We start from the raw sequence: 23,660 nt of genomic DNA, 5'->3' as shown, positions 1-23,660 counted from the left end.
GCCAAGGTGGCGTTTTTCGCCAAGGGAGCAGTTGCATGAGCCTGGAGTCCGTCCGCGCCTTCTTCGCCGAAAAGGCGCCCGACCTCACCGTCATCGAACTCGACGACAGCACCGCCACCGTCGCCCTGGCCGCCGCCGCGCACGGTGTCGAGCCGGGAATGATCGCCAAGACCCTGGCCTTCCGCGTCGGCGAACGCAACCTGCTGGTGGTGGCTCGCGGCGATGCGCGCATCGACAACCGCAAGATCAAGGAAACCTTCGGCGGCAAGGCCAAGATGCTCGACGCCGAGAGCGTGGTGGCGCTGACCGGACACCCGGTCGGCGGCGTCTGCCCGTTCGGCCTGGCGACGCCGCTGGCGGTGTATTGCGACGTGTCGCTGCAAGCCTTCGACGAAGTGGTGCCGGCCGCCGGCGCCACCCACAGCGCGGTGCGCCTGGCGCCCGGGCGCATCGCCGAACTCACCGACGCCCAGTGGGTGGATGTCTGCCAGGAGGCCAGCCTCGCCTGAGTGCGCCCCCATCCAACCCTGGAGGTACTTCACGTGAAGCCCTGCCTGCTGATCCTCTGCCCTTCCCCGCCCAGCACCCTGGCGCGACTCGCCGAACATTTCGACTGCCACTACGCGCCCGATGCGGAGAGCCGGCGCACGACCATCGCCGAGCACGCCGCCTCGATCCAGATGGTGCTGACCACCGGCGCGGTGGGCCTGGCGGGTGCGGAAATAGCCCGCCTGCCGGCGCTGCAGCTGGTCTCTGCGCTGGGCGTCGGTTACGAAAACATCGATCTCGGCGCCGCCCGCGAGCGCGGCATCGCCCTGTGCAGCGGTGCCGGCAGCAACGCCGCCAGCGTCGCCGACCACGCCATGGCCCTGCTGCTGGCGGCGATCCGCGACCTGCGCAACCTCGACATCGCCTGCCGCGCCGGCCTCTGGCGCACGCAGCTGCCGGCGCAGGACGGCGTCGGTGGCAAACGTGTCGGCATCCTCGGCCTCGGCGCCATCGGCGAGCGCATCGCCACCCGCGCAATGGCCTTCGAGATGTCCGTCGGCTACCACAACCGCACGCCGAAAGACGCCAGCCCGCACCGCTACTTCGACAGTCCGCTGGCGCTGGCGCGCTGGGCCGATTGCCTGGTGGTGGCGATTCCGGGCGGCGCGGCGACCCATCACCTGGTCGGCCGCGAGATGCTCGAGGCGCTGGGCGCTGGCGGCTACCTGGTCAATGTCGGGCGCGGTAGCGTGGTGGATACCGCCGCGCTGGCCGATGCGCTGCGGCGCCAGGTCATTCGCGGCGCGGCGCTGGACGTCTACGAAAGCGAGCCACTGCCGCCGCAGGAGCTGGTCGCCCTGGACAACGTCATCCTCTGCCCACACCTGGGCGGCAACTCACCGCAGGCGGTGGCGCAGGCGCTGACCCAGTTCATCGAGAACGTCCGCCGCCATTTCGCCGGCGAACCGCTACTGACGCCGCTCTAGGGTCTGGTCACTTCATCGCCGCCCGAGTGGCGCGCAACGCGTGGCGACGGGCAACGTCCGCGGCGTCAGTTGCCGCCGCGCACGCCGAGGCCGATGCCCAGCTCGGTGGCCACGGCGAACGGCAGCAACAGGGTGTCGAGCAGCGCGCTGGCCGGCAGGTCGAGCGCCGCATGACGCGGGGCCTCGGCGCCGAAACGCTCCTTCGGGCAGCAACCCCCGTGCAGTTCATACCAGTCCAGCCGCGTGCCGGCGTAGATCAGCGGCGCGCCGGGCTTGGCCGCATCCAGCGTGCGCACGCTGGCGCACCCGCCGAGCAGCGACGCGGCAGCCAGCGTGGCGGCCAGCAGCGCCGCGGTACGCATCAGTCGGCGCTGCCCAGGTGGTGCTCGCCCCAGCGGGGCAACATGTCCTGGGGGATGTCCAGCAGGTTGAGGATGCGCGCGACGACGAAATCGATCAGGTCGTCGAGGGTCTGCGGCTGGTGATAGAAACCCGGCGAGGCCGGCAGGATCACCGCGCCGAGGTTGGACAGCTTGAGCATGTTTTCCAGGTGGATGCTCGAGTACGGCGCCTCGCGCGGCACCAGGATCAGCTGCCGGCGCTCCTTCAGCGCGACATCGGCGGCGCGCTCGATGAGGTTGTTACAGGCGCCCGTGGCGATCGCCGACAGCGTGCCGGTGGAACAGGGCACCACCACCATCGCCGTCGGCGCGCCGGAGCCCGAGGCCGGCGGCGCCATCCAGTCCTCCTTGCCGTAGACGCGGATCTGTCCCGCCGCAGCGCCCGTGTATTCGCTGAGGAAGGCCTGGATCGCCTGCGGCTTGGCCGGCAGGGTCACGTCGGTTTCGGTGGCCATCACCAGTTGCGCCGCCTTGGAGATGAGGAAGTGCACCTCGCGCTCCTCCTGCACCAGGCAGTCGAGCAGGCGCAGGCCGTACTGCGCGCCGGAAGCGCCGGTCATGGCCAAGGTGATGCGTTCGGGACCGCTCATAAATTCACTCTCGAAGCTGTTTCGCTTGCTTATGCAGCGTTGAAAGCCTGCTCGGAATGCTCATTTACAACAGTAAACTCCACTTCCTCGCAGGCTTTCGCCTTGCCTCATCTGCGCTCACGACCCTTCGAGCGCGAACTTGCAGTTTGCTTTCTTACTGCAGCGCCGCGGCCAGTTTGCCATGCAGGCCGCCGAAACCGCCGTTGCTCATGATCACCACCTGGGTGCCCGGCGCCGCGTGGGCCCTGACCCCGGCGATGATCGCCTCCAGCGAATCGCAGACCTCGGTCGGCACCGTCGCGCCGGCGACCGTGGCCGCCAGGTCCCAGCCCAGGTTCGGCGGCGCGTACCAGTACACCCGGTCGGCCTGTACCACGGATTCGGCCAGGCCGTCGCGGTGAGCGCCGAGCTTCATCGAATTGGAGCGCGGCTCGACCACGGCGATCACCTGGGCGCTGCCGACGCGCTTGCGCAGACCGTCCAGCGTGGTGGCGATGGCCGTCGGATGGTGGGCGAAGTCGTCGTAGATCGTCACGCCATCGACCTCGGCGACCTTCTCCATGCGCCGCTTGACGCTCTTGAACAGGCTCAGGCCGGCGATGCCCAGCTCCGGCACCACGCCGACATGCCGCGCCGCGGCCAGGGTGGCGAGGGCGTTGTCGACGTTGTGGCGGCCGGTCAGCGACCAGTCCACGGTGCCCTGCGGCACGCCGTCGAAGCTCACCTCGAAGCGCGAGCCGTCCTCACTGAGCAACCGCGCCTGCCACTGACCGCCGTCGCCGGTGGTCTGCACCGGCGTCCAGCAGCCCATTTGCAGCACGCGTACCAGCGCGGCTTCGGCGACCGGGTGGATGATCAGCCCTTCGCCGGGAATGGTCCGCACCAGATGGTGGAACTGCCGCTCGATGGCCGGCAGGTCGGGGAAGATGTCGGCGTGGTCGAACTCGAGGTTGTTGAGGATCGCCGTGCGCGGGCGGTAGTGGACAAACTTGCTGCGCTTGTCGAAGAAGGCGCTGTCGTACTCGTCGGCCTCGACCACGAAGAACGGTGTGTCGCCGAGGCGCGCGGAGATGCCGAAGTTCTGCGGCACACCGCCGATCAGGAAGCCCGGCGCCATGCCGGCGTGCTCGAGTACCCAGGCGAGCATGCTGCTGGTGCTGGTCTTGCCGTGGGTGCCGGCGACGCCGAGAACCCAGCGCCCCTGCAGCACGTGGTCGGCCAGCCACTGCGGCCCGGAAACGTAGGGCAGACCCTTGTTCAGCACGTACTCCACCGCCGGATTGCCGCGCGACAGGGCGTTGCCGATCACCACCAGGTCCGGCGCAGGCTCCAGGTGCGCGGCATCGTAGCCCTGCATCAGCTCGATGCCCTGGGCTTCCAGCTGAGTGCTCATGGGCGGGTAGACGTTGGCGTCGGAGCCGGTGACGCGGTGGCCGAGCTCCTTGGCCAGGACGGCCAGCGAACCCATGAAGGTGCCGCAGATGCCGAGAATGTGGATATGCATGGATGACCTCTGAGCGGGGAAACCACCCCGGAAAAACTGCGCCGCAGGTTAGCACAGAGCCCCTGCAACGGACCTCCGGCAGCAGCGCCAAGCGGACCGGCGTGGTTATACTGGCGCCTCCGCCCGGACAAATGCCCCCGCCATGGACTTCAATCCGATCGACCTGATCCTGCACCTCGACCTCTATCTGGAAATGCTCCTCGCCCAGTACGGAGTGTGGATCTACGCCATCCTCTTTCTGGTGATCTTCTGCGAGACCGGCCTGGTGGTGACACCGTTCCTGCCCGGTGACTCCCTGCTGTTCCTCGCCGGCGCGCTGAGCGCACTGGGTGGCATGGACATCGGCCTGCTGATCGGCTGCCTGAGCCTCGCCGCGCTGCTGGGCGACTCGTGCAACTACCTGATCGGGCGAACGGCGGGCGAACGGCTGTTCAGCAATCCCGACTCGAAGATCTTCCGCCGCGACTACCTGGCGCATACCGAGGCCTTCTACGCCAAGCACGGCGGCAAGACGGTGACCATGGCGCGCTTCCTGCCCATCCTGCGCACCTTCGCGCCCTTCGTCGCCGGTCTTGGGCGCATGTATTACCCGCGCTTCTTCGCCTTCAGCCTGCTGGGCACCCTGCTCTGGGTCGGCGGCCTGAGCACCTTGGGCTACTTCTTCGGCAACACGCCGTTCGTGCGGCAGAACCTGACCGCGATGATCCTGCTGGTGATCGGCCTGTCGCTGCTGCCGATGCTGATCGGCTGGATTCGCCACCGCATCCGCTCGCGCGCCGTCAGCCAGGGCTGAGCATCGGTGTGGTCGCTGCGCGCCTGGCGCCAACGCCGCATCCTCGCTGCGCACCCCGTCGACGACTCGCGCTGGGCGGCAGTGCTGGCGCGACTGCCGATCCTCGACGGGCTGGACCCGGCCGAACTGCAGCGCCTGCGCGAGCTGAGCGTGCTGTTCCTGCATGACAAGCACCTCAGCCTGCTCGGCGACCTGGAGCTGTCCGGCGAGGATCGCCTGGTCCTGGGCGTCCAGGCGCAGCTTCCGCTGCTGCACCTGCCGGACGGCGAATGGCAGCGCAACTTCCACGAGCTGGTGCTCTACCCCGACGATTTCCGCAGCCCGCAGCGCTACCGTGACGATGCCGGCGTCGAGCACCAGTGGGACGACGAGCGCAGCGGCGAGGCCTGGGCGCAGGGCCCGGTGATCCTGGCCTGGCCGGGGGTCACCGAAAGCGGTGGCTGGGAAGCCTACAACCTGGTGATCCACGAGATCGCGCATAAGCTGGACATGCTCGGCGGCGACGCCAACGGCCTGCCGCCCCTGCACCGCGACATGCGCGTGGTCGACTGGGCGCAGGCGATGCAGGGCGCCTACGACACGATGAACGCGCAGCTGGATCGCGATCCGGACGCGGCCACCGCCATCGACCCCTACGCCGCGGAAAACCCGGCGGAGTTCTTCGCCGTCTCCAGCGAGTACTTCTTCAGCGCGCCGGATCTGCTCGAACAGGCCTTCCCGGCGGTTTACGCCCAGCTCGCGCACTTCTACCGCCAGGACCCGCTGGCGCGCCTGAAACGCCTGCAGGCGGAGCATCCGGACTACCGCAAACGGCCCTGACCGATGGTCCCGGACAACCCCGACCAAAGGCTGAATGGCGTGGTATCGCCGATTGAATGTGCCTATAATCCGGCCCACTTTTTGGCCCTAATACCGGGAGTCACCCCATGAGCTACAGCAAGGTTCCGGCTGGCAAAGACCTGCCCAACGACATCTACGTCGCCATCGAGATCCCGGCCAACCACGCGCCGATCAAGTACGAGATCGATCACGACACCGATTGCCTGTTCGTCGATCGCTTCATGGCCACGCCGATGTTCTACCCGGCCAACTACGGCTTCATCCCGCACACCCTGGCCGACGACGGCGACCCGCTCGACGTGCTGGTCGTGACCCCGTACCCGGTGGCGCCGGGCTCGGTGATCCGCGCGCGCCCGGTCGGCGTGCTGCACATGACCGACGAAGCCGGCGGCGACGCCAAACTGATCGCCGTTCCGCACGACAAGCTGAGCAGCATCTATAAGGACGTCCAGGAATACACCGACCTGCCGCCGCTGCTGATCGAGCAGATCAAGCACTTCTTCGAGAACTACAAGGATCTCGAGAAAGGCAAATGGGTGAAGGTCGAAGGCTGGGGCAACGCCGACGCCGCCCGCGCCGAAATTCTCAAGGCGGCCGCGGCTTACCAAAAGTAAGCTGCTGCCCTCTCCTAAAAGCCGGCCACAAGCCGGCTTTTTTATTGCCTACAAAAATTAATAATTAGAAACAAATATCCAAGGAATCGGAAGCTTGATACATACAGCGCTCCGATGCTTGCAACGAGGACGGGTTGTATCGAAAGCGCTGATGCAGGTGTAAAGCCAAACCGACCCCAGATTCGCCGAGCCCCTGGTTGAGGGAAACCACCAAGGAAGACCGCAACTAATCGGCGCCACTCCGATCAAAGGCATCAACCTGAGATGCCAAGTGTCTGGACATGCAAACGCAGGCAGGTATTTAGTGGCTTGAAGACCATAATAAAAACATGGAAGCAGGGGATGTATGAATGGATTCCGTATCTGCCATGGTGGTCCCACCACCCGGGCACACTCGTACGCATTGATTGCCATGCCCGTTTGTTTTCATGGAGACAATCAGGCAAGGGGTGCGCCCACTCGTGAGTGACAGACCAACCTCCCAGCGGCCACTGACAATTGCCCTCATCGGCGCGTCGGGTTTCATCGGACGTCACCTGCTGGATTCGCTTCTCCCTTTGCCATGCGAGATTCGGCAACTGCGTCGCTCGGCGACATCTGCTCCCTCCGCGGATGGGACCCGCCATTACATTGGCAACCTGAGCGCACCCGACTCGCTGCAGGCATTTCTCACCGGCACCGATGTCCTGATCAACCTCGCATGGTCAACCGCCGCCGAAGAGTCTCCACATGATCATGCTCGTCAGCTCGCCTCGGCTTGCCTCGAAAACGGCGTTCGGCGGCTGATACATGTCAGCACCGCGATGGTGTTGGGTCGCTCCGACTGCAGCGAAGCCAATGAGGATACGCCGCCCAATCCGTTGTCCCGGTACGAGAAAAGCAAGCTGGTGGTGGAGAAGGCGCTAGCGGCCACCCTGGGTTCTCGGGTCGACCTGGCGATCCTGCGACCGACCGCGGTGTTCGGTCCTGACTCCAGGAATCTCGAGCAACTGGCGCGACGCATGCTGGACTGGCCTCTCTGGACCCGGGCCGTGCTGCGTTTCGTTTACGGCAACCGAAACATGCATCTGGTGCCCGTCGAAACAGTCGTCCAGGCGGTCGAATCGCTGGCTTTCCATCCAGAGCCGCTGCAGGGCCAGGTTTTCATCGTCGCAGAGGATGCACATCCGTCGAATCACTACCAACGCATCGACGAACTCCTCGCTGCATCGATGGATGTACCGAAGCTGCGCTCTACCCTGAGCATCCCCTCTTCGGTGCTTCATGCCCTGCTGCGCCTCTCGCGGCGTTCGCAGGACGACCCACGCCTGCAGATCATCGGGACCCGGCTAGCCAGACTCGGATTCGCGCCGAAGAAAGATTTTGAACAGGCCGTGATGGAATACGGTCGATGGTACGCGTTGCAGCGGAAGGAAAATTCATGAGGATACTGCTGGTCTGTGACTCCATCGACACCACCCTGGGAGGCGGCACGGCCGAGCGAACCTTTCAATTGGCCAGGGCACTGCAAGATCTTGGGCACACCGCCATGCTGCTGAGCACCACGGTTGGACTTACCGCTGAACGGCGCGCCGAACTGGCCGAGTTCGAGTGCCTGCTGCTGAGCAACCTGGGCCGCCGCTTCTACCTGCCACTGGCTTCTCCGACACGCATCAGCGACTGGATAGCACGGGCCGATGTGGTACAGGTCACCGGACACTGGAGTTGGCTCGCAGGGCTCGTCGGCTGGCTCGCGCAGCGCCACGACATACCCTACTTCTATTGCCCGGCCGGCTCGCTACCGGTTGCGGGCCGGTCGCGCCTGCTGAAGAAACTTTACAACGCAGTAATCGGTTACCAGCTGGTCCGCAACGCCGAACGCTGCATGGTGGTAACCGACGCAGAGCGCAAGGACTACCCACCCTACGGCATCCCTAGCGACGCGCCGCTGCTAATTCCCAATGGGGTTCACGAGCGAGATCAGGAGGAGGATCGTTCGCCGCCCCGCTGGGAGCCGGGGAGCGCTGAATCACCCTTGATCGCGTTTCTCGGACGCCTTGCGCCGATAAAAGGGCCTGACCTGTTGCTGGAAGCATTCGCCCAGGTCAAGCAGGACTATCCGACCGCACGCCTGGTGGTGGCGGGCTCGGACTTCGGTGAGCGCGCGACACTCGAAGCCATGGCACAGCAGTTGGGAATCGCCCGCAACGTCGAGTTCCCCGGACACTTGCAGCCAGACAGCAAATACTCGCTGCTGCGCGCGGCGGATTTCCTGGTGATACCCTCCCGGAAGGAAGCAATGTCCATCGTCGCGCTGGAAGCGGGCCTGGCGGGTACACCGGTGCTGCTCACCGACCAATGCGGCTTCGACGAAGTGGAAAGAATCGCCGGTGGCCGGGTTGTTCCGGTCGAAGCGCCTGCAATTGCCGAAGGTATGCGCCAGATGCTGTCACAGCGGGACCTGTTGCCCGCCCAAGGCCAGCGACTCAAGCAGCTCGTTCTGCAGGACTACACCTGGCGCGAGGTGGCCCAGCGTTGTCTGCGCGCCTACTCAGGAATTTCCGTAACATCTGCGTGACGGAAACACCGAAGAGAGCGGGAATGCTGAAAGACAGATGTTTGCTGATCTCCGAAGGAACGGGGCCCTTTGGCAACGCCGCTTTCGGCGGTTTTCTTCGCAGCGCCCCGAAGGGAATCCACACCCTTGGTCGCGACGAAAAGAGCCAGCCTGATGAGCTGCTGCCGCGCCATGCGTATCCCAAGTCGAAGATCCACCGACGCGATGCGCGCCATTCCGCCATCCTTCAGAGCGCGACGCGCGATATCGTCAACGCCTTTCATGTCGCGACGCCCGAGCGGGTTGCTTGCTGCGCGCCCGACGTCACGCAAGCGGCGCGCACCAAGATCAGGGGCACCGGAAAACCGGACAAAGCGGCCTATCCGGCTAGCGCCCTGGCGCTTCCCAAGACGCTGAAGGAGGTTGCCATCACCCGTCATCGCCCGGCGGATGAAACCGTTGGCCCTGAACAACGATCTGGACGAATCGGACTGATCCCATGATCGCCGTGATGGTCTTCGGCTCCAACGAGCCTGGAAGCCGGGTCGGCGTGAATTCGGAGTTTGCACTCATGGTGCCGAGCACAGCGCAGTCCAACCTTGCCGCGAGCGCCTCGCTGCTGGGGATGCTCAAGGGCGAAACGGTGCCGACATGAACTCCACCCCCCCTCCGGTTGCCGCAGGCAAATCTTCCAGCCTGGCACGCAATAGCGCCATTTCCCTCGCGGTGCGCCTGCTCGCAGCCCTCTCGGGGCTGCTCGTCACCACACTCATCACCCGCACGCTGGAGCCCGCCTCGGCGGGCAACTACTTCATCCTGTTCAGCTTCTGCTCCATCAGTGCCATCGTGATCGGTTGCGGCGTGAATCTGAGTGTCGTGCGACTCGTATCCGAAGCGATGGCCCTGGACAGGCCAGCACGGGCCAAGGGCGCCATATGGATGGCCCTGAAGCTGCTAGCCTTCGCCGCGCTGGTCTATGCGACCGTGTTGTTGCTACCGCCGGTGAGCAGGCAACTGGCGGCATTCCTGAAATTCCCGCCGGACGTGCTCCTGCCGATCCTCCTGATCATCTGGACAATAGGCCTGGCGCTGCAGTCAGCCCTTGCGGAAACCTTTCGCGGTCTGCAGGACATACTCCGCGCCTCGGCGTATGGCGGCCTTTGCTCCAGCTTGCTGTACCTGACGGCGCTCGGCATCGCCGCGCTGTATGCCACTCCAACACTACGGCAGACCGTCATCCTGGTAGCCGGAGCAACGCTTCTGGCGGTTCTCATCTGCTCGATGGCACTGCGCCGTGCTTTGCGTCGACTGCCTGCGCCACAGACGCCGGGCTGGCGGACATTGCTGGCGCTATCGCTGCCCCTGTGGGGTACCAATCTGCTTCTGGTCGTGCTGACCCAGGCCGATCTGTGGATTCTCAACCATTTGGCCGACAGTACCGACGTTGCCCTGTACGGAGCCGCCTCTCGATTGACCCAACTGCTCACCCTGCCCCTGCTGGTGCTCAATTCGGCCCTGGTCCCGATGATCAGCGAACAGCATGCGCTCGGCCAGCATGCCCGTTTGCAGAGCCTTCTGCGCGACTCGGCCGCACTCGCGGCATTGCCAGCCATCTTGGCGCTGATCCTGTTCGCTGTCGCCGGCCCGCTGCTCCTCGAGCTGTTCTTCGGCGCCAGCTATCGCGGTGCTCACGGGGTTCTGCTGATCCTCGGCGCCGGGCAGTGCGTCAACGTGCTCTGCGGCTCGGCCGGCTACACCCTGATGATGACCGGACGCCAGCGCGACATGTTGTGGATCACCGGGTTGAGCGGTGCGTTGTTGATCCCACTGGCGCTCTTGCTGGGTACTTGGCTCGGCGCCAGCGGCGTCGCCCTCGGCGTCGCCATTGCCTTGGGTCTTCAGAGCCTGGCCATGTGTGTCTGCGTCAGAATGCGCCTGGGACTAGTGACAGTCGCCTCGCTACAAGGGATGCTACACCCCCTGCGAACCCTGAAGAGATTGCTATGAGCCCACGCGTAAGCCTGGTTGTACCTGCCTACAACGCAGAGCATTACCTCGCCGACACGCTGGACAGCCTGCTTGCCCAGGACTATGGCAACCTTGAGGTCATCGTCGTCGACGACGGCTCGACCGACCGTACGGCCTCCATTCTTGCGGGCTATACCGGCAAGATCGTGTTGCTGCAACAGAGCAATCAGGGCCAGTCCGCCAGCCTCAACCGCGGCTGGGGGCATGCCTCCGGCGACATCCTGGGGTACCTGAGCGCCGATGACCGCCTTGAACCCAGCGCTATCGGCAAGTTGGTCGCCGCGCTGCTCGAAGACGAACAGCGAATGCTGGTGTATCCCGACTACTGGCTGATCGATCATGAGGGTCGGCGACTCAAGCAAGTCATCGCACCGCCGTTCGACCACTACGAGGTGGTGATCAACGGCTTCTGTCCGGTTGGACCCGGCGCCCTGCTACGACGCTGCGTGCTGGAACGAATCGGCGGATGGGACGTGCGTCTGCGGTTGATTCCCGACTGGGATTTCCTGCTGCGCGTGGGCCTGTGCGGTACGGTGCATCACTATCCGGAAACCCTCGCGGCTTTCCGCGTACACGAACAATCGCAGACCTTTCGCGCGCCTGATGAACAGCGTGCGGGGGAGTACGCCATCGCCGTGCAACGCTTTTTCTCCCGCGATGATGTACCGGACAGTCTGGCTCGGCAGCAATTCCGCGCCCGCGCCAACACCCAGGTGCTGACGGCGCGCCTGCATTTGCTGGCAGGCCGCTGGCGCAAGGCGGCGACCGCGCTTGCCGAAGCGTCGCGCTGTTGGCCGGCCTGGCCGACCCGCTACCGCAACCTCAAACTTCTGGCCAACGGCCTTTTCGGCCTGCCGCGCTTGCGTGCCAGGAATGCATGGCGTGCCTGGCTCAGGCAGCGGCTCGATCACCCCTTGCGCTGATAGAAGATCCGTTCTCCGGAAAGCATCAGCCAGAGCAGCACCATGACGAAAGCGGAAGTGGTCTCTCCGATTTGGAATAGCTGGTTGTTGGCTGGGGTGTAATAGAACAGGATCAACATCATGTACGCCATCGTCAGCCAGAGGACGCCCTGCCGGTCGAGGCAACGGCGCCAGCCCAGCGAAAGCAGGAAGCCGAAAAACCCCATCAGGAACAGCGTCCCGCCCAAGCCGAAATCCGACACCAACCATGTGTAGAGCGAGTGCCAGAGCATCATCATGCTCCAACCCTTGCGTTGTTCCAGGACGCTGGGCAGGGAATTCTCGGTGAAGTAGTGGGTGCCCAGCAATGCGTCCATGTTTCGATTCAGGAACATGGAATTGCCGAAGCCAAATGTGCTCGGCGAGTCCAGGTCCATGCTGACGGCGAAGGCGTAGTAACCCTGCCCCAAGTAGCGCGTCAGCGACTCATAGGTGATAGCCAGCGACGGCGGCAGAACTTGCGCATATTCACCATCGCGGCGATCGGCCTGGACCATCACCTGCCCCGCCGGCAGTAGTCCCGCCTCCCCGACCCCGCCCACCCGTCCGACCTGGCCCGCCGAGAAGAATCCCAGGAACAGCGCGAACGCCAGGACGAACAGCAGCAGGTAACGGGGGCGGAACACCTGCAGGCGAATTCCGCCGGACCAACTCGCCAGCACCAGCAGCAGCGGCAGGGTGATGACGACGTCCGCGATCCCCTTGTTGGTGCCGATCGCCATGTATACGCACATGTGGAAAACGACAGCGACAATACCCAATAAGCGCCGTACCCAGCCCAGACCGCCCCAGAGATAGACCAGAAGCGGAAAGGTCGAGGTAACGGGGACGGCCAGGAGAATCCGCAGATACTCCGACCATACGTAGGAGTTGCCGTCGAGCAGGCGATAGTAGTTATCCACATAGGCCTGTCCCGGATCGCTGAGGCCGAACAGGATGTCCGGCACCGCGCTGCCCGCGCGGGCCAGGCTGGTTGGGATCGCGAGGGCCAGGCTAACCACCAGGCAAAAATCGAAGAAGCGACGCACCTTCGCCTCGTCCAGCACGGCCCCTTTGGGGGAGGGCACGCAGGCGGCGGCAAGATAGCCCACGAGAAAGCATGCCTGGGAGGCCAGCAGGAACACCAGCAGCGACTCCGGCTCCTGCACCGGCCAAGGCCATGGACCAAAGAAGAACAGCAACACGCTCAGCCCCAGGTATGCCTGGAAGTAAAACAGCGGGAAAAGCCATCGCATGAGCCGGACGCGATCAGTCAGCACGCAGCCGCCTCGCTCGCACACGTGCCATCGCCACCCGGACCGGCTTGCTCAGCGTATTGCGCACCAACTGCAGCAGGTATCGCGGATGCATGAAGCCGCGATGCCGCGAACAGGCTTCGACGAAATAGCGGCCACCACGCAGGGGGCGGCCGCTACGCATGGCATTGCGCGCCATGAGGAAATAGGCGAACGCATAGGCTTCCTGCTTTCGTGCGAGGATGCTCGGCGCGACGTTCCCGGCGAAGTACTCATCCAGCACCTGAAGGTATTCCTTGGATTGCTCGTCGGAAGTCGATTGATAGGAAATGGACTGCGCATGCAGGCGGTAGCCGGCAAGTGACTCGGGCAGAAAACGGATGCTTCCTTCGCCCGCCAGGCGCATCCAGAACTCACGGTCCGGCGCCAGATGCAGATAGGTTTTCCAGCCGCCCACGCGGCGAAAGCCGTCGGCCCTGAACAATGCTCCGGGACCGATGTGGCACTCCTGCCGGACCACCAACTCTTCGAGATCGAACCCTTTGCAGAGACCACGCTTGACTACCACGCCATGCTCGTCGATGAGGTCGCAGTCCGGATAGACACAGACCACCGACGGATCCTGTTCAAGCACAGCGACGAGCCGCGCCACCGCGTCCGGAGCGAGCAGATCGTCCGAACTCAGGTAACCGATGTACTTGCCCTGTGCCACCTTCCACCCCGCGTTCAGCGTGGCGGCCTGTCCTTGGTTGGCCTGGGTCGACCAGTTCAGGCGACCATCGTAGCGGTTCAGCACCGACTCGGTATCGTCGCTGGAACCGTCGTTGATGACGATGTACTCGATGTTCGGATAGGTCTGCTCCAGCACGCTGTCCAGTGATTTCTGCAGATAGCGCGCCTGGTTGTAGGTAGGCGTGACCAGCGTGACCAGTGGCGCCTGCGGCATCATGCTCAGCGCGCCTCGCCCTTTCGCATGGTCGCCGCACCGAGCACCGAGGCCAGCAGCGTCCCGGCGATCAGTCCGATCAGCAAGGCGGCCAGCAGTACTAGAACCGCGCGTGGCTTCACCGGGGCGTCTGGCAGCAGCGCCAACTGATCGACCTGTACCGTCCGCATGGTGTCGGGCATTCGGATACCGCCGAGGAACGCTTTCTGCTCTTCCAGATCCCGCAGCGACTCGATGAAAGGATCATCGGACTCGCGAGCCTCCAGCAACGCGATTTCTTCGCTGATCGCCTTGGAGCCGCGCAGATACAGCAGGCTGCCGTCGATGAACGAGGCAAGGTTGTCCTGCGCAGCAACCCGCATGGAGCTCGCCTGCGGGGACTCAAGACCGACGCTACGGGCAATCTGCAGCGCCTCCTTCAGCGCCGCGATGCGGTCCTTGCGCCGCTTCAGCGCCGTTTCTCTCAACAGATCGATCTGGCGCTGCAACTGGGCGCCGCGCTGATGGATCGACGCCTCGACTGTCTCGCGGATCTCCTGGTCCGCCAGACGCTCGGCGCTGCGCACGTACGCGTTGGCCCAGTCGGCGGCCTGCTGAGGCTGCTCGGACAATACGTCGACCTGGAGGATATAAGGCTTGAGCCTGTCCGGGGCTAACGCCTGGAGCTGCGTGTCGAACGCACGGCGCAAGGCGCCCTCGGGCCTCCGGCGCTGCTCTTCGCTCAGGCCCGGCAAAACCGTTTCCCTGAAGAAGCTGAGTCGCAGGCTGTCGCTGAACAGATACTTCTGAAACGCACTGTAGACTGCGTCCGAATCCCAGACCGGCAGTCCCGCCCGACCGTTGTCCTGATTATACCCGGCAATCGACGCCGGCGTCGGCGGCAACAACGTGGTTCTCGCCTGGTAGACCGGCGCAGTGAGGAGCAGGTAAAGCCCCGCGCAGGCCAGGGCGGCCAGCGTCGGCCCGGCTACCCACCTCCAGCGATGCAACAGAAGCCGCAGATAATCGAAGAGGTCGAGGTGATAAGAGGAGTCCGCAGTTCCACGTTGCGTCAGCATGTTCACTAAGAGATCTCTCGATTATTCGTGCTCGCGGGATAGTAACGATTTCATTCGGCGGCGCCAGTGTTGCTTCCCGTAACCAGGCGGCTTCAGACCACTGGACTACCCGCACGGCGGCGAGCCTTCGACCGTTTCGTACCAGGCCCGCCACGAGACGCGCCGTCCATGATGGTGCCCACCGCCTGCCTGCTGTTTCTCAATTGTTCCGTACCTACCCTGCCTGCGCGGATGAGAGGCCTGAACGGGTATAGCTTAGGCGCAAACAGAAGATCGATCTGAAAGACCAAAACGGAGCGGTTATACGGTTTTTAGTCCCTCGTAACGCTATCGACACGAGAAAATCCCCTTTCTGGACTGGCAAATAGCCACTCGCCAAGGCATTCTCCCGCGGCGTCCGGACATACCTGCTCGCGGCGCCTCCCCAAGAAACAACTCCCACGCCATGAACCGCTCGGCGCGAGGAGAAGACATGCCTGTACGGAAAATACGATCATCCGATCGATCGATAGAACAGCCGGCCCGCCGCGCGTTCCGTTGAAACAGCCGACTTGCCGATAGAACCGAGAAACCATGCAGCGTTCCCCCGACGGCGTCGCGCGCCAGCCCTCTGCCCCACACTGTTCGCTGGTCATCGCTACGCTGCACGACGACGGCGAGTTGGAGCCTTGCCTGGCGAGCCTGGTGAAACAGGAGAATGCGCCGACGTTCGAGGTGATCGTGGTCGACCAGAATGGCGACGATCGCCTGGTCGAGGTGATCGCCCGTTTCGCCGGGCTTCTCGATATACGCCATGAGCAGGTCGACTTCCGCAGCGCCACCCGTGCGCGCAACCTCGGTGCGCGCCTGGCGCGGGGAATCTGGCTGGGTTTTCCGGACGACGACTGCCAGTTGCTCTCGGATGCCCTGGGCGAAGTGCAACGACTCTCCAACGACCCGCTGACCCAGGTGATCACCGGCCAGACCATCGACGAAACCGGCGCGCCCAACGTGCTGCGCTGGAAGCAGGAGCCGACCGAGTTCACCCGCCGCACGATGTTCAGTTGCCTGACGGAAGCCACGCTCTTCGTGCGCCGCGAGCTGTTCCTGCGGGCCGACGGCTTCGATGAGCGCTTCGGTCCCGGCGCCCCCTTCCCCGCGGCCGAAGGCATCGACCTGATGAACCGGCTGTTCGACCACATGGACGGTCAGAAAGCCTGCTACAGCCCGCGGATCAAGATGCAGCACCCGAGCAAGATGCCGCCCTGGAATGCCTGGGCCGTGGGTCGTTTCCACAGCTATGCCATCGGCGATGGCGCGCTGATCGCGAAGAATCCGCAGCCTCATATGCTCAACTGGGGCATGCGTACGCTGGTTTCCTCGTTCATCCAGCTGTTCACGCTGGACGCCTGGAGAAGCGCGGCCTTCGCCGCGCGAATCCTCGGCATGCTGCGCGGCTTTACCGCCTTCCACCTGGCATCCTGGCGCAAATGACATGCGTGGGCTGAAGTACATTTCCTGGGGTGACACCACCGGTTACGCGGTCGCGGCGAAGGCCTATGTCCGCGCGCTTGTGGATGCCGGCGTCGAGCTGACGTGGGCACCGATGCTGCCCGGCGCGGATCGCTATCAATTGCAGCCGGTCACCGACTGGCCGGAAACCAAGCTGAACGGCGTGTGCAACCGGCCGATCGACTACGACACCGTGCTGATCCACACCGTGCCGGAGTATTTCCCCACGCTGATCGAACAGGAGCGCCAGGCCGGGCGACGCATCCTCGGCTACACGGTGTGGGAGCTGGAAAACCTGCCGACGCACTGGCCAGAGATTCTCAACCAGCTGGACGCGGTGCTGGTGCCTTGCCAGTGGAACGTCGAGGTGTTTCGCCGCGCCGGTGTGAACGTGCCGATCCACGTGGTGCCCCACCTGCCCCAGTTCGAGAGCCTCGCCGAAGCCGCCCCCGCGGCGCGCGCCGCGCTGCGGGCACGCCTGCCGCGGGACGACCGGCAGCGCTTCGTGTTCTACACCGTCGGCTATTGGTCCAACCGCAAGGCGCCCTACCTGGCACTGGAGGCCTACTGGAAGGCCTTCGATGCCAGCGATCCGGTGTTGATGATCGTGAAGACCAGTCGCAACGACATCACCCAGTGGCATCGCCACTGGCGCAATGGCTTTCGCCTTCGGCATCCGTCGCCGGTGCGCAGCGTCGCGCGGCTGGCACGCCGCTTCGCCAATCCCGCGCCCGTTGCGGTGATCGCGGAGGAGTCCCTGAGCGACGAGGAAATGCTCGCACTGCACGAGATGGGCGACTGCTTCGTTTCGCTCACGCGTACCGAAGGCTGGGGCCTGGGTGCCTTCGACGCGGCGCGGCAGGGCAAGCCGGTGGTGATCACCGGCTATGGCGGGCAGCTGGACTATCTCGACCCCGCACTCAGCGCGCTGATCGACTACACCCTGGTGCCCGTCCACGAACCGACCTGGTCCGCCAGCTACAAGCCGTCCGACCTTTGGGCCGAACCCTCGGTGGAGCAGGCCGCGCGCCAGCTGCGGACGATCTTCGACGAGCCCGTCGCAGCCCGCCAGCGCGCGGCGCAGCAGGCGGCGAGCATCGCCCGCGATTTTTCCCCGGATGCCGTGATCGCGGCCCTCCTCGAGGCCCTCGCATGACCAGCCCGATCCCCAACGTCTTCCATTTCGTCTTCGGCCTGCGCGAACAGACCGAGCCGTTCCACCTGATGTACTACCTCTGCCTGGCCTCGTGCCTGGAGGTGAACCAGCCCGACGAGGTGCACTTCCACTATCACAATGAGCCACACGGCGAATGGTGGGAGCGAATCAAGCCGCGGCTGCGCCTGCGGCGCATCGACCCCGAGCGCTTCGTCGCCGACTACCGCTACGACGACCCCACGGTGGCGGCGTTCCGCTATGCCCACCTGGCCGATTTCGCGCGACTGCGGATACTGCTGGAAGAAGGCGGCATCTACGCCGACATCGACAGCCTGTTCCTGCGCCCCTTGCCGACGGACTGGCATTCGCGGCAATTTATCCTCGGCGAGGAAAAGGCCCCCGCCGGCGCCGAGGACGACCGCTCGCTGTGCAACGCCTGGATCGCCTCGGCGCCCGGTGCCGAATTCTGCCGGCACTGGCTCGACGCGATGACCGAGGCGTTCGACGGCAGCTGGAGCAATCACTCCACGCTGTTGCCGTACCGCCTCAGCAAGCGCTTCCCCGACCTGCTGGATATCCAGCCGCCCACTTCCTTCTATTCGCTGGACTGGACCCCAAAGGGCATCGAAGACCTGCTGCTGCGAAACGTGACGCTGCCGGACGAGGCCCGCAGCCTGCACCTGTGGAATCACCTGTGGTTCGACGAGTCGCGCCTGGACTTCAGCCATTTCCATGCCGGCCTGTTGACGGTCGACTACGTCGCCTTCGCCGACACCACCTACGCGCGCAATGCCCGGCGTTTCCTGCCGGCGGACGCCAGGCCCAGCCTGCTGGCCTACCAGCGGCAACGCGCGATGACCCTGCTGAGCCATCCCCGGCACAGCGTCCGATCCTGGCTGAACTCGCGATGACTGCCCGCCAGGACTTCGACGACAACTGGGGGAAGCTGCGCCAGTTCGGCGCCGCGCTGTCACGTTTCCTGTCACCGGCGCACAAGCGCCAGCTGTACTGGGTGTCGATCTGGGCCTGCGGGCTGTCGGCGCTGGAAATGCTCGTCGCCGCCACCGTCATCCCCTACGTCGCCTGCCTCAACGAGCAGTGTCCGGTACTGATCGAATCGACGCTGCAGCGGCTCGGCTGGTCGGTCATCCCGACCCTCAGCCTTGGCCTGTTCCTGCTGATCTGCGTGAAGCTGATGGTCCAGGCCGGGCTGGCCTGGCGCGGTGCGCGCTTCAACCAGCAGGTTCAGCGCTACACCGTCAGCCGCCTGCTGGAGGGCTACCTGCATCTGGACTGGATGGGCTTTCGCAGCGAGAGCCGAACCCATTACTTCCGCCGCTGCGCGGCCACGGCGGTGGATGCCGCCTACGTCAGCCAGCAATGCGTGACGATGATCTCCTCCAGTTTGATGCTGGTGTTCCTCTCCGCGCTGATGCTCTGGCAGTACCCGCTGGCGTCCGTCCTGCTGGCCCTGGGATTCCTGCTGCTCAATACCCTGACCCACCGGCTGCTGAGCAGGGGCCAGAAGCAGGCTTCGCACGCGCGCGAGGCCGCGTTGCAGCGCTGGAACACCAGCATGGCCGAGGCCTTCGCCTCGTTCCGCGAGATTCGCGTATACCACCTCGAGCCCTTTTTCCTGCGCCACATCGACCATTCGCTCAAGGCCCTGGCCGCCGCCAACGTCAGGCTGACCGTCTTCCCGACGCTGCCGCGACTGGTGCTGGACTTCGCCGTGCTGGGCATCCTCCTGCTGGTGGTCTCGCTGTGGATGCTGATGGGGCGACCGCTGAACCTGCTGCTGCCGCAACTGATCTTCTACGCCGTGGTGGCGCGGGCGCTGCTGCCCGCGATGATGAGCGTGCTGGGCACGCGCACCGCGCTGTTCGGCGCGGTGTACAACATCGAACTGGTCCTTGGCGAGCTGGAACGCGCCGCCGCCGGCTACACCCAGCGTGTGGGCATCACGGCGCAGGCCGCAGACACCCCGACGTTCACCCTCGAGCGGGTGACCTTCCGCCACGGCCCCCAGCTGCCGACGGTGCTCGACGAGGCGACGCTGCACATCGCGCATCCGTCCTGGGTCGCCATCGTCGGCCCGTCCGGCACCGGCAAGAGCACGCTGATGGAGCTGCTCTGCGGCATTCACCAACCGCAGTCGGGCAATGTCCGCCACGCCTGGCCCGAAGGCTCGTCACCCACCATCGCCTACATCCCGCAACACGTGGCCCTGCTGGATGACAGCATCGAGCAGAACGTGGTGTTCGGCTTCGACGACGGTGACGGCGAGCGGGTCGATACCGCGCTGCGCCAGGCCGGGCTGGAGGAGGTCGTCGCCCGCCTCGCCGGCGGTCGCCACGCCGCGGCCGGCGCCGACGGCGCGCGTCTTTCCGGCGGGGAACGCCAGCGGCTGGCGCTGGCGCGGGCGCTGTACAGGCGGCCGGACCTGCTGCTGCTCGACGAGGCCACTTCCGGCCTCGACGAAGCCAGTGAAACCCGCCTGCTGTCCCGGCTGCGCAGCGATTGCCCGGCGATGAGCGTGGTCTACATCACCCACCGCAGCAGCAACCTGCGCTTCGCCGACCGCACCGTGCGCCTGCAGAACGGCGTGCTCGAAGACCTGGCGGTGAACGCCGAATGACATCCAGACCGGTTGCCCTGTTCGTCACGCCGGTCCTGCCCTTGCCGGGCGGCTCGGGCCGCGCGCTGCGTGCCTGGGACTGGCTGCAGACGCTGAGCCGCGACCACCGGGTGCACCTGCTGGTCGCCGGTGACCGCGACAGCTGGCCGACATTGCCCGCGGACTACCCCGCCGAAGCGCTCTGGCCGCTGGCGGACGGGGTCAGCACGACGCGCCGCTATCGCCGCCTGGCAGGCCTGTCGCTGCCGCTGCTTGCCCTGTGTTCCCGTCGCTTCGTCAGCGACTGGCAGCAGTGGACGTCGACATCGACGCTGGAGGCGCTGGAAGCCCGCCTCGCCGGCGAGACGGTGCAGCGCATCGTGGTGTTCCGGCTTTACCTGCAAGACCTCGGGACAGCACTGGCCGCGCGCTATCCGCACGCCGACTACGCACTCGACCTGGACGATCTGGAGTCCCGCACGCGAACCAGCGTGGCGCTGGCCTCCTGGCGCATGGGGCAGTACCGGGACGCGCTGCGCGGGCTGTCCACGGCGATCCAGTACCGCCTGGTCGAGCGCGACATCGCGCGGCAGTACCGAACCCTCTACCTGGCCGCGAGCGACGATGCGCGGCACTTGCCGGCGCGTCCCGGCCTGTCCATCGCCTGCCGGCCCAACCGGATCGCCCTGCCGGCGACGCCTGCCGGTCTCCCCTGCGACGGGCCACTTGGCCTGCTGTTCGTCGGCACACTGAACTACCCGCCCAACGAAGAAGCCGTGCGCTTCCTGCTGACGCGCCTGATTCCCCGCCTGTCGACGACGCTGACGTCGCCCTGGCGCCTACGCATCATCGGCCGGCATGCCTCCACGGCGCTGCAAGCGCTGCTGCGCGACACGCCGCAGGTGGAGTTCACCGCCGAAGTCGGCGACCTCGACGACAGCTATGCGCGCAGCCACATCGTCCTGGTCCCGCTGTTCGCCGGCGGCGGGACCAAGCTCAAGACGCTCGAAGGTTTCGCCCACCGCCGCCCGGTGATTTCCACCCGGCAAGGCGTGCGCGGCCTCGCGGTGACGTCCGGCGAGCACTACCTCGCGGCCCACGGCGCCGAGGAATTCGCCGCATCAATCGTCGCCCTGGCGACCCGGCGCGAGCTTGCCGAACGCATCGCGAACGCCGGCTGGGCGCTCTGCCGACAGCAGTACGCGCGGCCATGAAAACCCTGTTCATCCTCTCCATCGAGCAGGGCTACGGCGGCGCCGAGCGCAGCATCGAGATCGTCCTGCGTCATTTGCCAGCGGACCTGCGGGTGGTGATCTTCGCCCAGAGCAATGCGCACCGGGAGCGCCTGCTACAGCCGGGAGCATTGCCGGCCAATGCGCGCCTGATTCATGTGCGCACCAGCCAGAACACCGCCGGCCGGCGAATCGCGGCGCTGCAACTGCTGCTCGCGTTCCTGCGCCATCGCCCCGACGCGATCCTGCTGAACACCCAGCGTTCGGCGCTCATCGCCGCCATGGCCGCGCGGTTCGTCCGCCCGCTGGCCCGACGCTGCCATCTCTACGTGCGCGACTACCTCTGGCAGGACCTGGATTTCATCTTCGCCCGCCTGCCCGGCGCGCCGATTCTGCTACCGAACAGCGTGGTGATGCAGCGCCAGGGCTACCTGAGCCCCGCGTACACGGCGCCCTTCGGCCCCTCGCCCTGGTCGGTGGTGCCGGACATGGTGGAAATCCCCGACGAGGCGGTTTCCTACGAAGGTCCGATCCTGCATCTGGCCACGCTCAATCCCTGGAAGGGCCATACCGATCTGGCCCTGGCGCTGCATCACCTGCACGAGCGCCAGCAGCCACTGGCCCTGTTGTCCTGCGGACCGCAGGATGACCCGGCGCTTCAACAGCGCTTGCGGCAGTTGATCGAACGGCTCGGCATCGGCGCCAGCTACCGGCTCGGCGACTACGTGGCTGACCCCTCCGCCCTGCTGCGCAGCTGCCGCGCCGTGGTGGTGGCCTCGGTGTCGCATTCCGGCGGGCCGGAGACCTTCGGTAGAACCGTCATAGAGGCCTGGTCGCGGCGCAAACCGGTAATCGCCTACGCCACAGGCGCGCCCGCGCAGCTGATCGAGCACGAGGTCGACGGCCTGCTGGTGCCGGAGGGCGACACCCAGGCGCTCGCCGAAGCGCTGCTGCGCCTGGCTTCCTCGCCGGAGCTGTGCCGGCGCCTGGGCGAAGCCGGTCACGCCAAGGTCGTCGAACGCTACGAGGCCGACGCGGTCACCCGGCAGTTGCTGGAACGGCTGAACCTGTCGGATGCGGGGCAACCATGAACGTACCTTCCTCGCACTGGGTCCTGCACGACTACCTGCAGGTGAACGGCGGGGCCGAGCGGCTGGTCATCGCCCTGGCCAACGGACTGCCCGGTTTCTCCTTGGGAGTATCGGGGGTTTACCCGGCGTTCCGCGAATCCGGGGATTGCGGCGCCGTGCGGCCCCAGGTGATCGGCGCCGCGTCCCTGCGCATGCTGCCGCGCATCCCCCGGGCGCTGGCCGCGTTCTCCCGTCCGCCCGCGCACCTGCGTGAGGCGCGGCAGGTGATCTACAGCGGGCTCTATGCCCCGCTGACGGCGCTCGAACAGCCGCGCGGGCGGCGCCTCTACTATTGCCACACGCCGCCGCGTTTCGCCTTCGACCAGCGCGAGCGCTACCTGGCGCGCACTCCGGCGCTGGCCAGGCCGGCGCTGCGGCTGGCCATCGAACGCTATCGCCACGCCTACCTGCACGCGCTGCAGCGCATGGATCGGGTGCTGACCAACTCGCTGCATGTCCGCGAGCGCCTGCTCGAACACACCGGGATTGCCGCCGAGGTCGTCTACCCGCCCATCGATACCACCGGGTTTCGCTTTCTCGGCCAGCAGGGCTACTACCTGTCGCTGGGGCGCCTGGAACCCAACAAGCGGGTCGACCGCATCGTCCGCGCCTTTCTCGGCATGCCGGACAAGCAACTGGTAGTCGCCTCCGGCGGCTCGCAGCTCGAGGCCCTGAAGGCGCTGGCGAACGGCGCGCCGAACATCCGTTTCGCCGGCTGGCTCGACGACGACGCCCTGGCGCAGCTCATGGGCAATGCCATCGCCGCGCTCTACGTGCCGCAGGACGAGGATTTCGGCATGTCCGCGGTCGAGGCCATGGCGGCGGGCAAACCGCTGATCGGCGTCGCCGAGGGCGGGCTGCGCGAAAGCGTCGTCGACCAGCGCACGGGCCTGCTGCTGCCCGCGGACCCGAGCGCGGAAACCATCGCAGAGGCGGTCGGACGAATGTCCGCCGAGCGGGCGTTGGGCATGCGCGCCGCCTGCGAGGCGCGGGCGGCGGAGTTCTCCCGGGCACGTTTCCTCGACGCCTTCAGAAGCATCATCCAATAAGTA

The 23,660-nt window shown here is 65.7% G+C and carries 24 protein-coding genes; 18 read left to right on the top strand and 6 right to left on the bottom strand.

From position 1 onward, the window contains the following. Nucleotides 1-35 precede the first annotated feature (35 nt). Nucleotides 36-509 carry a YbaK/EbsC family protein gene (locus BLV15_RS07080; protein ID WP_090225923.1) on the top strand — a complete coding sequence of 158 codons (474 nt, stop codon included), beginning with the start codon at nucleotides 36-38 and terminating at the stop codon, nucleotides 507-509. 33 nt (nucleotides 510-542) lie between these two features. Further along, a complete protein-coding gene (locus tag BLV15_RS07075; RefSeq protein ID WP_090225919.1) occupies nucleotides 543-1,475 on the top strand; it encodes a 2-hydroxyacid dehydrogenase in 933 nt (310 codons plus the stop codon). Between the two features lie 65 nt (nucleotides 1,476-1,540). Here BLV15_RS07075 and BLV15_RS07070 read toward each other — a convergent pair whose 3' ends face one another. The 3 genes from BLV15_RS07070 to mpl all read right to left on the bottom strand — a co-directional run bounded on the left by BLV15_RS07070 (nucleotide 1,541) and on the right by mpl (nucleotide 3,970). Continuing rightward, complete coding sequence (locus BLV15_RS07070; RefSeq protein WP_090225917.1) at nucleotides 1,541-1,837, bottom strand: YceK/YidQ family lipoprotein; 297 nt, start codon at nucleotides 1,835-1,837, stop codon at nucleotides 1,541-1,543. Further along, nucleotides 1,837-2,466: a flavin prenyltransferase UbiX gene (gene ubiX / locus BLV15_RS07065; protein ID WP_090225914.1), complete on the bottom strand. Its 630-nt coding sequence runs from the start codon at nucleotides 2,464-2,466 to the stop codon at nucleotides 1,837-1,839. Before ubiX ends, BLV15_RS07070 begins: the two co-directional genes overlap by 1 nt. Nucleotides 2,467-2,620: 154 nt before the next feature. Continuing rightward, nucleotides 2,621-3,970, bottom strand: coding sequence for a UDP-N-acetylmuramate:L-alanyl-gamma-D-glutamyl-meso-diaminopimelate ligase (mpl, locus tag BLV15_RS07060; RefSeq protein ID WP_090225911.1), 1,350 nt, complete (start codon nucleotides 3,968-3,970; stop codon nucleotides 2,621-2,623). A 142-nt stretch (nucleotides 3,971-4,112) separates the two neighbouring features. Between mpl and BLV15_RS07055 the strand changes: the two genes are divergently transcribed. The 9 genes from BLV15_RS07055 to BLV15_RS07020 all read left to right on the top strand — a co-directional run bounded on the left by BLV15_RS07055 (nucleotide 4,113) and on the right by BLV15_RS07020 (nucleotide 11,704). After that, nucleotides 4,113-4,763, top strand: a complete 651-nt coding sequence (locus tag BLV15_RS07055; protein ID WP_090225909.1) for a DedA family protein — start codon at nucleotides 4,113-4,115, stop codon at nucleotides 4,761-4,763. A gap of 6 nt (nucleotides 4,764-4,769) precedes the next feature. Continuing rightward, nucleotides 4,770-5,582 carry a M90 family metallopeptidase gene (locus BLV15_RS07050; protein WP_090225906.1) on the top strand — a complete coding sequence of 271 codons (813 nt, stop codon included), beginning with the start codon at nucleotides 4,770-4,772 and terminating at the stop codon, nucleotides 5,580-5,582. Nucleotides 5,583-5,689: 107 nt separating this feature from the next. Beyond that, nucleotides 5,690-6,217 carry an inorganic diphosphatase gene (ppa, locus tag BLV15_RS07045; protein ID WP_090225905.1) on the top strand — a complete coding sequence of 176 codons (528 nt, stop codon included), beginning with the start codon at nucleotides 5,690-5,692 and terminating at the stop codon, nucleotides 6,215-6,217. A 461-nt stretch (nucleotides 6,218-6,678) separates the two neighbouring features. Then, nucleotides 6,679-7,641, top strand: a complete 963-nt coding sequence (locus BLV15_RS07040; protein ID WP_175534312.1) for an NAD-dependent epimerase/dehydratase family protein — start codon at nucleotides 6,679-6,681, stop codon at nucleotides 7,639-7,641. Beyond that, nucleotides 7,638-8,774 (top strand): glycosyltransferase family 4 protein, encoded by a 1,137-nt coding sequence (locus tag BLV15_RS07035; protein WP_175534311.1) that lies wholly within the window; start codon nucleotides 7,638-7,640, stop codon nucleotides 8,772-8,774. The genes BLV15_RS07040 and BLV15_RS07035 overlap by 4 nt, the downstream gene beginning before the upstream one ends. Before the next feature lie 23 nt (nucleotides 8,775-8,797). Beyond that, entirely contained in the window at nucleotides 8,798-9,256 is a 459-nt protein-coding gene (locus tag BLV15_RS07030) for a Rossmann-fold NAD(P)-binding domain-containing protein (protein ID WP_090225898.1), read from the top strand. Then, nucleotides 9,253-9,408, top strand: coding sequence for a hypothetical protein (locus BLV15_RS22070; RefSeq protein WP_175534310.1), 156 nt, complete (start codon nucleotides 9,253-9,255; stop codon nucleotides 9,406-9,408). Before BLV15_RS07030 ends, BLV15_RS22070 begins: the two co-directional genes overlap by 4 nt. Beyond that, complete coding sequence (locus BLV15_RS07025; protein ID WP_090225895.1) at nucleotides 9,405-10,760, top strand: lipopolysaccharide biosynthesis protein; 1,356 nt, start codon at nucleotides 9,405-9,407, stop codon at nucleotides 10,758-10,760. The genes BLV15_RS22070 and BLV15_RS07025 overlap by 4 nt, the downstream gene beginning before the upstream one ends. Beyond that, nucleotides 10,757-11,704, top strand: a complete 948-nt coding sequence (locus BLV15_RS07020; RefSeq protein ID WP_090225892.1) for a glycosyltransferase — start codon at nucleotides 10,757-10,759, stop codon at nucleotides 11,702-11,704. The genes BLV15_RS07025 and BLV15_RS07020 overlap by 4 nt, the downstream gene beginning before the upstream one ends. On the opposite strand, the gene BLV15_RS07015 is transcribed toward BLV15_RS07020, so the two are convergent. Genes BLV15_RS07015 through BLV15_RS07005 form a run of 3 tightly spaced genes read right to left on the bottom strand, consistent with a single transcriptional unit; the run spans nucleotide 11,689 to nucleotide 14,982 of the window. Next, nucleotides 11,689-13,002 (bottom strand): hypothetical protein, encoded by a 1,314-nt coding sequence (locus tag BLV15_RS07015; protein ID WP_139210693.1) that lies wholly within the window; start codon nucleotides 13,000-13,002, stop codon nucleotides 11,689-11,691. The genes BLV15_RS07020 and BLV15_RS07015 overlap by 16 nt on opposite strands. Next, nucleotides 12,992-13,927, bottom strand: a complete 936-nt coding sequence (locus tag BLV15_RS07010; RefSeq protein ID WP_090225888.1) for a glycosyltransferase — start codon at nucleotides 13,925-13,927, stop codon at nucleotides 12,992-12,994. The genes BLV15_RS07015 and BLV15_RS07010 overlap by 11 nt, the downstream gene beginning before the upstream one ends. A 2-nt stretch (nucleotides 13,928-13,929) precedes the next feature. After that, nucleotides 13,930-14,982 carry a Wzz/FepE/Etk N-terminal domain-containing protein gene (locus BLV15_RS07005; RefSeq protein ID WP_090225885.1) on the bottom strand — a complete coding sequence of 351 codons (1,053 nt, stop codon included), beginning with the start codon at nucleotides 14,980-14,982 and terminating at the stop codon, nucleotides 13,930-13,932. Between the two features lie 573 nt (nucleotides 14,983-15,555). Between BLV15_RS07005 and BLV15_RS07000 the strand changes: the two genes are divergently transcribed. The 7 genes from BLV15_RS07000 to BLV15_RS06970 are packed head-to-tail and all read left to right on the top strand — an operon-like array spanning nucleotide 15,556 to nucleotide 23,657. Then, entirely contained in the window at nucleotides 15,556-16,455 is a 900-nt protein-coding gene (locus BLV15_RS07000; protein WP_090225882.1) for a glycosyltransferase family 2 protein, read from the top strand. Nucleotide 16,456: 1 nt separating this feature from the next. Continuing rightward, nucleotides 16,457-17,629, top strand: a complete 1,173-nt coding sequence (locus BLV15_RS06995) for a glycosyltransferase family protein (protein ID WP_090225879.1) — start codon at nucleotides 16,457-16,459, stop codon at nucleotides 17,627-17,629. Beyond that, nucleotides 17,626-18,540, top strand: coding sequence for a glycosyltransferase (locus BLV15_RS06990; protein WP_090225877.1), 915 nt, complete (start codon nucleotides 17,626-17,628; stop codon nucleotides 18,538-18,540). Before BLV15_RS06995 ends, BLV15_RS06990 begins: the two co-directional genes overlap by 4 nt. Continuing rightward, nucleotides 18,537-20,267, top strand: coding sequence for an ATP-binding cassette domain-containing protein (locus BLV15_RS06985; protein WP_090225874.1), 1,731 nt, complete (start codon nucleotides 18,537-18,539; stop codon nucleotides 20,265-20,267). The genes BLV15_RS06990 and BLV15_RS06985 overlap by 4 nt, the downstream gene beginning before the upstream one ends. Next, on the top strand, nucleotides 20,264-21,460 hold the full coding sequence (locus BLV15_RS06980; RefSeq protein WP_090225871.1) for a glycosyltransferase: 1,197 nt from the start codon (nucleotides 20,264-20,266) through the stop codon (nucleotides 21,458-21,460). The genes BLV15_RS06985 and BLV15_RS06980 overlap by 4 nt, the downstream gene beginning before the upstream one ends. Then, entirely contained in the window at nucleotides 21,457-22,569 is a 1,113-nt protein-coding gene (locus BLV15_RS06975; protein WP_090225869.1) for a glycosyltransferase, read from the top strand. The genes BLV15_RS06980 and BLV15_RS06975 overlap by 4 nt, the downstream gene beginning before the upstream one ends. Then, nucleotides 22,566-23,657 carry a glycosyltransferase gene (locus BLV15_RS06970; protein ID WP_090225866.1) on the top strand — a complete coding sequence of 364 codons (1,092 nt, stop codon included), beginning with the start codon at nucleotides 22,566-22,568 and terminating at the stop codon, nucleotides 23,655-23,657. Before BLV15_RS06975 ends, BLV15_RS06970 begins: the two co-directional genes overlap by 4 nt. The last annotated feature ends 3 nt before the right edge of the window (nucleotides 23,658-23,660 follow it).

Source organism: Pseudomonas kuykendallii (genome assembly GCF_900106975.1).
GTDB classification, from domain to species: Bacteria; Pseudomonadota; Gammaproteobacteria; order Pseudomonadales; family Pseudomonadaceae; genus Pseudomonas_O; species Pseudomonas_O kuykendallii.
This window is presented reverse-complemented; position numbering and strand designations above follow the sequence as displayed.

Bases quoted from the DNA above. Each gene is read 5' to 3' on its own strand.
- BLV15_RS07070 (WP_090225917.1), bottom strand. From the start codon at position 1,837: ATGCGTACCGCGGCGCTGCTGGCCGCCACGCTGGCTGCCGCGTCGCTG.
- BLV15_RS06970 (WP_090225866.1), top strand. From the start codon at position 22,566: ATGAACGTACCTTCCTCGCACTGGGTCCTGCACGACTACCTGCAGGTG.
- BLV15_RS07020 (WP_090225892.1), top strand. From the start codon at position 10,757: ATGAGCCCACGCGTAAGCCTGGTTGTACCTGCCTACAACGCAGAGCAT.
- BLV15_RS06980 (WP_090225871.1), top strand. From the start codon at position 20,264: ATGACATCCAGACCGGTTGCCCTGTTCGTCACGCCGGTCCTGCCCTTG.
- BLV15_RS07030 (WP_090225898.1), top strand. From the start codon at position 8,798: ATGCTGAAAGACAGATGTTTGCTGATCTCCGAAGGAACGGGGCCCTTT.
- BLV15_RS07080 (WP_090225923.1), top strand. From the start codon at position 36: ATGAGCCTGGAGTCCGTCCGCGCCTTCTTCGCCGAAAAGGCGCCCGAC.
- BLV15_RS06990 (WP_090225877.1), top strand. From the start codon at position 17,626: ATGACCAGCCCGATCCCCAACGTCTTCCATTTCGTCTTCGGCCTGCGC.
- BLV15_RS07000 (WP_090225882.1), top strand. From the start codon at position 15,556: ATGCAGCGTTCCCCCGACGGCGTCGCGCGCCAGCCCTCTGCCCCACAC.
- ppa (WP_090225905.1), top strand. From the start codon at position 5,690: ATGAGCTACAGCAAGGTTCCGGCTGGCAAAGACCTGCCCAACGACATC.
- BLV15_RS07010 (WP_090225888.1), bottom strand. From the start codon at position 13,927: ATGATGCCGCAGGCGCCACTGGTCACGCTGGTCACGCCTACCTACAAC.
- BLV15_RS06985 (WP_090225874.1), top strand. From the start codon at position 18,537: ATGACTGCCCGCCAGGACTTCGACGACAACTGGGGGAAGCTGCGCCAG.
- BLV15_RS06995 (WP_090225879.1), top strand. From the start codon at position 16,457: ATGCGTGGGCTGAAGTACATTTCCTGGGGTGACACCACCGGTTACGCG.
- BLV15_RS22070 (WP_175534310.1), top strand. From the start codon at position 9,253: ATGATCGCCGTGATGGTCTTCGGCTCCAACGAGCCTGGAAGCCGGGTC.
- mpl (WP_090225911.1), bottom strand. From the start codon at position 3,970: ATGCATATCCACATTCTCGGCATCTGCGGCACCTTCATGGGTTCGCTG.
- BLV15_RS06975 (WP_090225869.1), top strand. From the start codon at position 21,457: ATGAAAACCCTGTTCATCCTCTCCATCGAGCAGGGCTACGGCGGCGCC.
- BLV15_RS07035 (WP_175534311.1), top strand. From the start codon at position 7,638: ATGAGGATACTGCTGGTCTGTGACTCCATCGACACCACCCTGGGAGGC.
- BLV15_RS07055 (WP_090225909.1), top strand. From the start codon at position 4,113: ATGGACTTCAATCCGATCGACCTGATCCTGCACCTCGACCTCTATCTG.
- BLV15_RS07025 (WP_090225895.1), top strand. From the start codon at position 9,405: ATGAACTCCACCCCCCCTCCGGTTGCCGCAGGCAAATCTTCCAGCCTG.
- BLV15_RS07005 (WP_090225885.1), bottom strand. From the start codon at position 14,982: ATGCTGACGCAACGTGGAACTGCGGACTCCTCTTATCACCTCGACCTC.
- ubiX (WP_090225914.1), bottom strand. From the start codon at position 2,466: ATGAGCGGTCCCGAACGCATCACCTTGGCCATGACCGGCGCTTCCGGC.